Genomic DNA, 10,694 nt, shown 5'->3' on the forward strand with positions numbered 1-10,694 from the left:
CGTTCGGGGCGATGCGGATCAGCCGGTTGTCCGTCGCCGTGGTGATGTAGGCGAACACCAGCCGGTCCTCGAGGTAGTTCGGCGACAGGGCGAGCCCGGTCAGCCCGCCGTCCGTGCCGGCGTCGACGGCCAGGGTGGCCACCACGGCCACCGGGAAGTTCTTCCGGACCCGCACGATGCGCCCGGTGCTGCGCTCGGCGACCAGGGCGATCGGGTCCGAGCCGTCGCCGGGCAGCGCGGCGACCGCGGACACCGGGCTCAGGCAGGTGCCGATGACCGCGGGGTGGTAGTCGGTGCAGCCGTCCGGTGGAGGGACCGAGGTGGGCGCCTGCTGTGGCGCAGGACCGCCCTCGCCGCCCACGCCGCCCTCGCCGGGCACCTGCGGCTGCGGCGCGGCCTGCGGCACCATCGACTCCGGCGGCCGCCAGCTCTCCGGCGGCGGCTGTGGGGTGAATGTCGTGCAGCCGGACAGGACCAGGCTGCCGATGAGGCAGCCGGCCAGCAGGATCCGTCGCCCCGACATGACTGCCAGGCTAGGCAGCCCGACGTGCGGATAGTGTGAGCCTCATGGCGATCACCGTCCTCATACCGGACGACTTCGGGATGACCGCCCTCGCCGGCCTGGACGGCGTCGACCTGGTGCGCTACGACCTCGCCGAACCCCTGCCGCAGGCGGCCGCCCGGGCCGAGGTGCTGGTGCCGGGCTTCCTGGCGCAGAAGAACACCGTGCGGCTCCTGCCGCAGCTGCCCAACCTGCGGCTGATCCAGCTGCTGTCGGCGGGAGCGGAGCTGTGGACCGGCCGGGTGCCGGATGGGGTGATGCTGTCGGTCTGCCGGGGTGCGCACGGCGGCAGCACGGCGGAGTGGGTGATCGGCGTGCTGCTGTCCATCTACCGTGAGCTGCGCGAGTTCGAGGCCAACCGGGCGGAGCAGCGCTGGCACCAGCACATGACCGAAACGCTGCAGGACAAGCGGGTGCTGGTGCTCGGCGCCGGTGACCTCGGCCGGGAGCTCAAGCGCCGGCTGGACACCTTCGACGCGCACACCACGCTGGTCGGCACCCGGGCCCGGGACGGCGTGCGAGGCCGCGACGAGCTGCCGGAGCTACTGCCCGAGCACGACGCGGTGGTGCTGATGGTGCCGGTGACGCCGGCCACCACCGGGCTGGTGGACGCCGCCTTCCTGGCCCGGATGCCCGACCGGGCCGTGCTGGTCAACGCCGCCCGCGGGGTGGTGGTGGATACCGACGCCCTGCTCGCCGAGCTGCGCTCCGGCCGGCTGCGCGCGGCGCTGGACGTCACCGACCCGGAGCCGCTGCCGGCCGGTCATCCACTGTGGACGGCGCCGGGCCTGCTGCTGACGTCGCACGTCGCCGGCAGTGTGACCGGCTTCCACAAGCGCGCCTACACCGTCGCCGCCGCCGAGATCGCCCGGTTCGTCGCCGGCAAGGAACCGGAAAACCTGGTCACCGGTGAATATTGAGCTAACCTGCCCTGCGTGACTACCGACGACGATCGCCCCCGGCACGCGGGCGACTTCTCAGACAGCGGGGTCTACGCGCCCGGGTCCGGTTACCGGAGCGGTTCGTCGGGGCTGTTCGACGAGAGCGGCTACACCAGCGGCGACACGACCACCGTGCTGACCACGCCGCAGCCCTACGACGCGACGACCGAGGAACTGGGCCAGCGGCCGGCTGCCCGCTGGCACGCCGGCGCCGACCTGGGCCTGCTGGTGCTGCGCCTGGTGGTCGGCGCGCTGCTGGCCGGCCACGGTCTGCAGGTGCTGTTCGGCTGGTTCCAGGGCGCGGGGATCGGCGGCACCGCCGACGCGCTCGCGGCGGCCGGGTTCACCAACACCACCATGCTGGCCTGGGCGACCGGGCTGGCCGAACTGGTCGGCGGGACGTTCCTGGTGCTGGGCCTGTTCACGCCGTTCGGCGCCGCCGCGGTGCTGTTCGTGCTGACCACCATGGCCTGGGTCCGCTTCGACAGCGGCGTGTTCGCCGGCAACATCGAGTTGGAAGCCGTCTACGGCGCCGCCGTGTTCGCCATCCTCTTCGCCGGCCCGGGCCGCATCTCCCTGGACCGTCCCACTCCCTGGTACCGGCACGCGCCGGCCTACGGCTTCCTGTTCCTCATCCTCGCCGCCGGGGCCGCCACCGTCACGCTCATCTTCCTGCGCTGATCGGAAGGCTTTCCCACGCAGGTCAGGGGACCTGGCGGACGGCGCCGGTCGAGGCGTCGGTGGTGAGGGCGGCGTAGGCGCGCAGGGCGGCGGAGACGGGGCGGACCCGGTCGACCGGTTGCCAGGGGCGCTCGCTCGCCTCCATCTTGGCCCGGCGTTCGGCCAGGACCGCCGGGTCGACCAGCAGTTCGAGCCTGCGCTCGTGCACGTCGATGAGGATCTGGTCGCCGTCCTGGACCAGGGCGATGGTGCCGCCGCCGGCGGCCTCGGGGGCGACGTGGCCGATGGACAGGCCCGAGGTGCCGCCGGAGAAGCGGCCGTCGGTGACCAGGGCGCACTTCTTGCCAAGGCCGGCGCCCTTGAGGAACGCGGTGGGGTGCAACATCTCCTGCATGCCGGGGCCGCCGGCCGGTCCCTCGTAACGGACCACGAGCACCTCGCCGGGCTGGATCTGCTTGCCCAGGATGACCGACACGGCCTGCTCCTGGCTCTCCACCACCCGCGCCGGGCCCTGGAACCGGAACAGCTCCTCGTCGATCCCGGCCGCCTTGATCACCGCGCCGTTCTCGGCCAGGTTGCCGCGCAGCACCGCGAGCCCGCCCTCGGCGGTGTAGGCGTGCTCGGCGTCCCGGATGCAGCCACCGGTCGCGTCGGTGTCCACTGTGGACCAGCGGTTCGTGGTGGAGAACGCCTTGGTGGTCCGCACCCCGCCGGGCGCGGCGTGGAAGAGCTCCAGCGCCGCCTCGGACGTCGACCCGGAGCGAATGTCCCATTCGGACAGCCAGGCGGACAGGTTCGGGCTGTGCACGCTGTGCACCGACCGGTCCAGTTTCCCGGCCCGGTCCAGCTCGCCGAGGATGGCCGGGATGCCGCCGGCCCGGTGCACGTCTTCCATGTGGTAGTCGGAGTTCGGCGACACCTTGCACAGGCACGGCACTCGCCGGCTGGTCGCGTCGATGTCGGCGAGGGTGAAGTCGACCTCGCCCTCCCGCGCGGCGGCGAGGATGTGCAGCACGGTGTTCGTGGACCCGCCCATCGCCATGTCCAGCGCCATCGCGTTCTCGAACGCGGCTTTGGTGGCGATCGAACGCGGCAGCGCCGCCGCGTCGTCCTCGGCGTACCACCGCCGGGCCAATTCGACCACCGTGGTTCCGGCGCGGGTGAACAGATCCCGGCGCGCGGCATGCGTGGCCAGGGTGGATCCGTTGCCGGGCAAGGCAAGCCCGAGCGCCTCGGTCAGGCAGTTCATTGAGTTCGCGGTGAACATGCCCGAGCACGACCCGCAGGTGGGGCAGGCCGAGCGTTCCACCTCGGTCAGCCCGATGTCGTCGACGGACGGGCTGGCCGACGCCGCGATCGCGGTGATCAGGTCGGTCGGGGCGTGCGCCACCCCGTCCACCACCACGGCTTTGCCCGCCTCCATCGGTCCGCCGGAGACGAACACGGTCGGGATGTTGAGCCGCATGGTGGCGTTGAGCATGCCCGGGGTGATCTTGTCGCAGTTCGAGATGCACACCAGAGCGTCGGCGGTGTGTGCGTTGACCATGTACTCCACCGAGTCGGCGATGATCTCCCGGGAGGGCAGCGAGTAGAGCATTCCGCCGTGCCCCATGGCGATTCCGTCGTCCACGGCGATGGTGTGGAACTCCCGGGGCACCCCGCCGGCCGCGCGCACCGCCTCGGCCACGACGTCGCCGAGGTCGCGCAGGTGCACGTGGCCCGGCACGAACTGGGTGTAGGAGTTGGCGATCGCCACGATGGGTTTGCCGAAGTCGGACTCGGTCATGCCGGTGGCTCGCCACAACGCGCGCGCCCCCGCGGCATTGCGGCCGTGGGTGGTGGTTCGGGACCGGAGCGCTGGCATGGCTCCTCCTATGGGGACAGCTCGGGAGTTCTCAGGGTACGTCGCCGGATCCGTGCGGGCTCGCCGCGAGCGGATCGTCCAGCCGGCCTCCGCTGATCAGGGCGAGGGCGGACAGATGGCGGGTTCGCACGTTGGGCAGCGCGACCTCGGTGTCGTCGCGGAGCACCGCGCGCACTCCGGACCTGCGGGTCAGGCGCAGGCCTTTGAGTGTGGACCACGGCAGCGCACGGCTGGTGAACACGTGCCGCACCGTGAGACCGTCCGGGCTCGCCGTGGTGCGAACCCGCAGCACCCATACGATCAGGGCGACCGGAATGACGTAGATGATGTACAGGCCCGGGGCGCCGAAGGCGAACGGCGTCGCGCCGACGGCCAGCAACAGCGCGGCCAGCACGGCGGTCCCCGGCACCCGGAAGACCAGCCGGCTCGGTACCTGCGGTTCTGCCACGGGGCAATCGTCGCACATTCCACCATCCGGGATGGCCGTCCCAGAATAGTTGACGGGTAACTGTGAACGCACTAACTTCAACGGCGTGCCCATGCAGACCGGTCTCGTACTTCTCCAGCGCGTTCGACGCTGAGAAGTCCGGCTGCGTCGAACGCGCGACCCTCGTACGACCTACCCAGGTCGACGAGGGTTTTTCTTTGCCCGAGCGAAAAAGACCGCCACGAAACTCCGACCCACGAGGCAGAAGATGACCAGCGCGACATCGCGACCCGCCCCGGTCGCCGCAACGCCGGGGCCGAAAGCGCCCGCTACACCCAGTGCCCGGCCCAAACCAGCCCCGCCGGCCGGGACACCCGTTCGTGTGACAGGGGCGCAGTCGCTGGTCCGGTCGCTCGAGGCGATCGGCGTCGAGGTGGTCTTCGGCATTCCGGGCGGGACGATCCTGCCCGCCTACGACCCGCTGCTGGACTCGACCCGGCTGCGGCACGTGCTGGTCCGGCACGAGCAGGGCGCCGGGCACGCGGCCAGCGGCTACGCGCACGCCACCGGCAAGGTCGGGGTGTGCATGGCGACCTCGGGTCCGGGGGCGACCAACCTGGTCACGCCGCTGGCCGACGCGTGCATGGACTCGGTGCCGGTGGTCGCCATCACCGGCCAGCAGTCCCGCGCGCTGATCGGCACCGACGCCTTCCAGGAGGCGGACATCTGCGGCATCACGCTGCCCATCACCAAGCACAACTACCTCGTCACCGACCCCGCGGAGATCCCGAGGGTGATCGCGGAGGCCTTCCATCTGGCCAGCACCGGCCGACCCGGCCCGGTACTGGTGGACATTCCCAAGGACGTGCTGCAGGAGGTCACCTCCTTCTCGTGGCCGCCCGAGCTGCGGCTGCCCGGCTACAAGCCGACCACCCGGCCGCACGGCAAGCAGGTGCGCGAGGCCGCGAAGCTGATCGCCGCGGCGCACCGCCCGGTGCTCTACGTCGGCGGCGGCGTGATCAAGGCCAAGGCCACCGCCGAACTGCTGGCGCTGGCCGAGCTGACCGGGATCCCGGTGGTCACCACGCTGATGGCGCGCGGCGCGTTCCCCGACTCGCATCAGCTCAACCTCGGGATGCCGGGCATGCACGGCACGGTGGCCGCGGTGGCCGCGATGCAGCGCGCCGACCTGCTGATCGCCCTCGGCGCCCGGTTCGACGACCGGGTGACCGGCCAGTTGGCCACGTTCGCGCCGGACGCGCAGGTGGTGCACGCCGACATCGACCCGGCCGAGATCTCCAAGAACCGCAAGGCCGACGTGCCGATCGTGGGGGACTGCCGGGAGATCCTGGTCGAGCTGATCGCCGCGGTGCGCTCCGAGCAGGCCGACGGCAGGACCACCGACCTCGGCGGCTGGTGGGAGCTCCTGGACGGCTGGCGCAAGACCTACCCGCTGGGCTACGAGTGGCCGACCGACGGCACGCTGTCCCCGCAGTACGTGATCGAGCGGATCGGCAAGATCGCCGGACCGGACGCGATCTACACCGCGGGGGTCGGGCAGCACCAGATGTGGGCCGCACAGTTCATCTCCTACGAGCGGCCGGGCACCTGGATCAACTCCGGCGGCCTCGGCACGATGGGCTACGCGGTGCCGGCCGCGATGGGCGCCAAGTTCGGCCAGCCGGACAAGGTGGTCTGGGCGATCGACGGCGACGGCTGTTTCCAGATGACCAACCAGGAGCTGGCCACCTGCGCCATCGAGGGCGCGCCGATCAAGGTCGCCGTGATCAACAACGGCAACCTGGGCATGGTTCGGCAGTGGCAGAACCTCTTCTACTCCGAGCGGTACTCGCAGACCGACCTCGGCACGCACAAGCACCGGATCCCGGACTTCACCCTGCTCGCCGAGGCGCTGGGCTGCGCCGGGCTGCGCTGCGAGTCGCGGGACGACGTGGACGCGGTCATCCACCGTGCCATGGAGATCAACGACCGGCCGGTGGTGGTCGACTTCGTGGTCGGCAAGGACGCCCAGGTGTGGCCGATGGTCGCCGCGGGCACCGGAAACGACCACATCATGGCCGCCCGCGGCATCCGCCCGCTGTTCGACGAGGACTGAGCCCATGAGTACGCACACCCTGAGCGTTCTGGTCGAGAACAAGCCCGGTGTCCTGGCCCGGGTGGCCGGGCTGTTCTCCCGGCGCGGCTTCAACATCGAGTCGCTGGCGGTCGGTCCCACCGAGCACGTCGACATCTCCCGGATGACGATCGTGGTCGCGGTCGCCGACCAGCCGCTGGAGCAGGTCACCAAGCAGCTCAACAAGCTGGTCAACGTGATCAAGATCGTCGAGCTGGAACCGGGCATCTCGGTGCAGCGGGAGCTGTTGCTGGTCAAGGTTCGCGCCGACGCGACCGTGCGCAGCCAGGTCCTGGAGACCGTGCAGCTCTTCCGGGCCAAGGTGGTCGACGTCTCGCCGGAGGCGCTGACCATCGAGGCCACCGGCACCGCCGACAAGCTCGAGGCGCTGCTGCGCATGCTCGAGCCGTACGGTGTGCGCGAGATGGTCCAGTCCGGCATGGTCGCCATCGGCCGCGGTCCCCGATCCATCACCGCGACCGGCGTGCGCTGACCCCACTAGTTTTCGTCCCCTTGAGAGGAAGTACACGAGAGCATGGCAGTCGAGATCTTCTACGACGATGACGCGGACCTGAGCGTCATCCAGGGCCGCAAGGTCGCCGTGATCGGCTATGGCAGCCAGGGTCACGCGCACGCGCTGAGCCTGCGCGACTCCGGTGTGGACGTCCGAATCGGACTTCCGGAGGCCTCGAAGTCCCGCGCCAAGGCCGAAGAGGAAGGGCTGCGGGTGCTCACCCCGGCGCAGGCCGCCGCCGAGGCCGACGTGATCATGATCCTGGCGCCGGACACCAAGCAGCGCACCATCTACTCCGAGGACGTCGCCCCCAACCTCAAGGCGGGCGACGCGCTGTTCTTCGGCCACGGGTTCAACATCCGCTACGGCCTGATCACCCCGCCGTCCAATGTGGACGTCGCGATGGTCGCCCCGAAGGGTCCAGGGCACCTGGTACGCCGGCAGTTCGTGGACGGCAAGGGCGTGCCCTGCCTGATCGCGGTGGAGCAGGACCCCTCGGGCAACGCCACGGCGCTCGCCCTGTCCTACGCCAAGGGCATCGGCGGCACCCGGGCCGGCGTGATCAAGACGACGTTCACCGAGGAGACCGAGACCGACCTGTTCGGCGAGCAGGTGGTGCTCTGCGGCGGCACCACGGCGCTGGTCCAGGCCGGGTTCGAGACGCTGGTGGAGGCCGGCTACGCGCCCGAGGTGGCCTACTTCGAGTGCCTGCACGAGCTCAAGCTGATCGTGGACCTGATGTACGAGGGCGGGATCGCGCGCATGCGGTACTCGGTCTCCGACACCGCCGAGTACGGCGACGTGACCCGCGGGCCGCGGGTGATCACCGACTCGGTCAAGGACGAGATGCGCAAGATCCTCGGCGAGATCCGGGACGGCTCGTTCGCCAAGGAGTGGGTGGCCGAGGACGACGCCGGCCGGCGCAACTTCGCCAAGCTGCAGCAGGCGGGCGAGCAGCACCCCATCGAAGAGGTGGGCCGGAAACTGCGTGGGCTAATGTCTTGGGTCGATCGCCCGATCACCGAGACCGCATGAGAGGACACGATGAGCGACGAGCAGTCGCGAACCAGCGCGCCGATCCACGACGACAAGGCGCATGTCCGGGGCCACCTTGATCTGACGAACGCGGAGTGGCAGCGGGCGGCCGAGCCGGACGCCGACCCGGACGGCGAGTACGTCGAGATCGCCTTCGTGCCGCACACCGACGGCAAGACCTACATCGCCATGCGCAACTCGAAGTACACCGGTCCCGACGACACCGTCCTGGTGTTCACCGAGTCGGAGTGGGACGCCTTCGTCGAAGGTGCCAAGGCCGGTGAGTTCGACGAACCGTGGTGAGGTATAAAGACACATTTCTTGCCGCCAGGTGTGCCAGCGTTGGAGCGTAGAGGTGCTGAATCGCATGAGGCGCGCGGCCCGCGGCCGCGCCCGCCAAGCCGTTAACGTCGTCGCTGACCTGTATGTACGCCAGGTCCGCACCGCGATCCGGGAAGAGGTCGACCGGGCCATCGATGCCACCCGGGCAGAGGTGGAGCGGCTCGGCCGGCTGATCGGAGAGGTGGAGTTCCGGGCCCGCCGGGACATCCACGCCGTCGGCGAGCGCGACGCCGCGCTGGCCAGCGCGCGGTTCGCCTGGGAGCACATGCCGACCTCGCCGACGTTCCCGGAGCCGCTGGAGACGCTGCGGTACGCGCTGACCCTGGTCGAGAAGGACGGCATGGTCCTGGAGTTCGGCGTGTACAGCGGCAAGACCCTGCGCGTCATCGCCGAGGCGCGGGACGGCAAGCAGGTGTACGGCTTCGACTCCTGGCAGGGCCTGCCGGAGGCGTGGCGGCCCAACATCGGCGCCGGGTCGTTCACCGCGCCCGAGATGCCCGATGTCGAGGGCGCCGAACTGATCGACGGCTGGTTCGAGGACAGCCTGCCGCCGTTCCTCGAGACGCACCCCGGCCCGGTGGCCATGGTGCACATCGACTGCGACCTGTACTCCTCGACGAAGACGGTGCTCGACCACGTCGGGCCTCGGCTGCAGCCGGGCACCGTCATCGTGTTCGACGAGTACTTCAACTATCCCGGCTGGCAGGACCACGAGCACAAGGCGTGGATGGAGTTCGTCGAGCGCACCGGCATCGAGTTCACGTGGGAGTCCTACACCTCCAACGACGAGCAGGTCGTGGTGCGGGTCACCAGCCTCGGCCCGGACGGTGGGCCGGCCGGGTCCTGACGGCCGCGTCGGACGACGGGCCGGTTGGGCGCTGGCCGGTACAGGCGCGCTTGCGTCCCGATCGGTGATCCGTATCGTCTGCCTCACCATCGGCCCGGCCTGGCCGGTCCGCCTTCTACACTGCTGGCTGCCGCGTCCGGTTACACCGCCGTAATCCCGGTCGACAACAACCCGAGACTGCTGGAGCCCCGCCGTGAGCCTGCCGAGCCGCCCTGTCGTTCTCATCGCCGAGAAGCTGGCCCCCTCCGTCCTCGACGTCTTCGGTGACGAGGTCGAGGTGCGCCATGTGGACGGCACCGACCGGCCCGCGTTACTGGCGGCGGTCGCCGACGCCGACGCGCTGCTGGTCCGGTCCGCCACCCAGGTGGACGCGGAGGTGCTGGCCGCGACGACCAGGCTGAAGGTCGTGGCCAGGGCGGGCGTCGGGCTGGACAACGTCGACGTGCCCCCGGCCACCGAGCGGGGCGTGCTGGTGGTCAACGCGCCCACCTCCAACATCGTCTCGGCCGCCGAGCACGCGGTCGCGCTCCTGCTGGCCGTGGCCCGCCGGGTGCCGGCCGCGGACGCGAGCCTGCGCGGCGGGGAGTGGAAGCGCAGCTCGTTCGGCGGCGTCGAGCTGAGCGGCAAGACCGTCGGTGTGGTCGGGCTGGGCAAGATCGGCCAGCTGTTCGCCCAGCGCATGGCCGCGTTCGGCACCGAGCTGATCGCCTACGACCCGTACGTCTCGGCGGCCCGGGCCGCGCAGCTGGGCATCGACCTGGTCAGCCTGGACGAGCTGCTGGCCAGGGCCGACGTCATCTCCATCCACCTGCCCAAGACCCCCGAGACCAAGGGCCTGATCGGCGCGGACGCGCTGGCCAGGACCAAGCCGGGAGTGCTGATCGTCAACGCGGCGCGGGGCGGTCTGATCGACGAGGCGGCGCTGGCCGACGCGGTTCGCAGCGGTCACGTCGGCGGGGCCGGAATCGACGTCTTCGTCACCGAGCCGACCACCGCCAGCCCGCTGTTCGAGCTGCCCAACGTCGTCGTCACCCCGCACCTGGGCGCGTCGACCGCCGAGGCGCAGGACCGGGCCGGCACCGACGTGGCCCGCTCGGTGCTGCTGGCCCTGCGCGGCGAGTTCGTGCCGGACGCGGTGAACGTGTCCGGCGGCGGTGTGGTCGGCGAGGAGGTGCGGCCGTACCTGCCGCTGACCCAGAAGCTGGGCAAGGTGCTCGCGGCGCTGTCCAACAAGGCTCCCGACTCGATCGCCGTCGACGTGCGCGGTGAACTGTCCACTGAGGACCTTTCGGTGCTGCCGCTGGCCGCGATGCGCGGCGTGTTCTCGGGGATCGTCGAGGATCAGGT

General features: G+C 70.7%; 10 protein-coding genes and 1 pseudogene. 8 read left to right on the top strand and 3 right to left on the bottom strand.

What is annotated here, in order from left to right; all coding sequences use genetic code 11:
- Positions 1 to 523, bottom strand: a pseudogene (locus VFO68_RS14575) (glucose dehydrogenase); the annotation flags it as partial.
- Positions 524 to 567: 44 nt separating this feature from the next.
- Here VFO68_RS14575 and VFO68_RS14580 point away from each other — a divergent pair.
- Complete coding sequence (locus tag VFO68_RS14580; RefSeq protein WP_325158805.1) at positions 568 to 1,482, top strand: 2-hydroxyacid dehydrogenase; 915 nt, start codon at positions 568 to 570, stop codon at positions 1,480 to 1,482.
- A 15-nt stretch (positions 1,483 to 1,497) separates the two neighbouring features.
- Entirely contained in the window at positions 1,498 to 2,184 is a 687-nt protein-coding gene (locus VFO68_RS14585; RefSeq protein ID WP_325158806.1) for a DoxX family protein, read from the top strand.
- Between the two features lie 22 nt (positions 2,185 to 2,206).
- On the opposite strand, the gene ilvD is transcribed toward VFO68_RS14585, so the two are convergent.
- Positions 2,207 to 4,048, bottom strand: a complete 1,842-nt coding sequence (ilvD, locus tag VFO68_RS14590; RefSeq protein WP_325158807.1) for a dihydroxy-acid dehydratase — start codon at positions 4,046 to 4,048, stop codon at positions 2,207 to 2,209.
- 31 nt (positions 4,049 to 4,079) lie between these two features.
- Positions 4,080 to 4,496: a PH domain-containing protein gene (locus VFO68_RS14595; RefSeq protein WP_325158808.1), complete on the bottom strand. Its 417-nt coding sequence runs from the start codon at positions 4,494 to 4,496 to the stop codon at positions 4,080 to 4,082.
- 247 nt (positions 4,497 to 4,743) lie between these two features.
- Between VFO68_RS14595 and VFO68_RS14600 the strand changes: the two genes are divergently transcribed.
- The 6 genes from VFO68_RS14600 to serA all read left to right on the top strand — a co-directional run.
- Positions 4,744 to 6,591 carry an acetolactate synthase large subunit gene (locus VFO68_RS14600; RefSeq protein WP_325158809.1) on the top strand — a complete coding sequence of 616 codons (1,848 nt, stop codon included), beginning with the start codon at positions 4,744 to 4,746 and terminating at the stop codon, positions 6,589 to 6,591.
- Positions 6,592 to 6,595: 4 nt separating this feature from the next.
- Positions 6,596 to 7,102 carry an acetolactate synthase small subunit gene (gene ilvN / locus VFO68_RS14605; RefSeq protein WP_325158810.1) on the top strand — a complete coding sequence of 169 codons (507 nt, stop codon included), beginning with the start codon at positions 6,596 to 6,598 and terminating at the stop codon, positions 7,100 to 7,102.
- Between the two features lie 42 nt (positions 7,103 to 7,144).
- Entirely contained in the window at positions 7,145 to 8,158 is a 1,014-nt protein-coding gene (ilvC, locus tag VFO68_RS14610) for a ketol-acid reductoisomerase (protein WP_325158811.1), read from the top strand.
- Positions 8,159 to 8,167: 9 nt separating this feature from the next.
- Positions 8,168 to 8,461 carry a DUF397 domain-containing protein gene (locus VFO68_RS14615; protein ID WP_325158812.1) on the top strand — a complete coding sequence of 98 codons (294 nt, stop codon included), beginning with the start codon at positions 8,168 to 8,170 and terminating at the stop codon, positions 8,459 to 8,461.
- 64 nt (positions 8,462 to 8,525) lie between these two features.
- Complete coding sequence (locus tag VFO68_RS14620; RefSeq protein WP_325158813.1) at positions 8,526 to 9,347, top strand: class I SAM-dependent methyltransferase; 822 nt, start codon at positions 8,526 to 8,528, stop codon at positions 9,345 to 9,347.
- 193 nt (positions 9,348 to 9,540) lie between these two features.
- Positions 9,541 to 10,694 (top strand): phosphoglycerate dehydrogenase (serA, locus tag VFO68_RS14625; protein ID WP_325158814.1); only part of this gene is annotated, 1,154 nt, incomplete at its 3' end.

The sequence above is a fragment of the Actinophytocola sp. genome (assembly GCF_035712165.1).
GTDB lineage: Bacteria > Actinomycetota > Actinomycetes > Mycobacteriales > Pseudonocardiaceae > DASYTH01.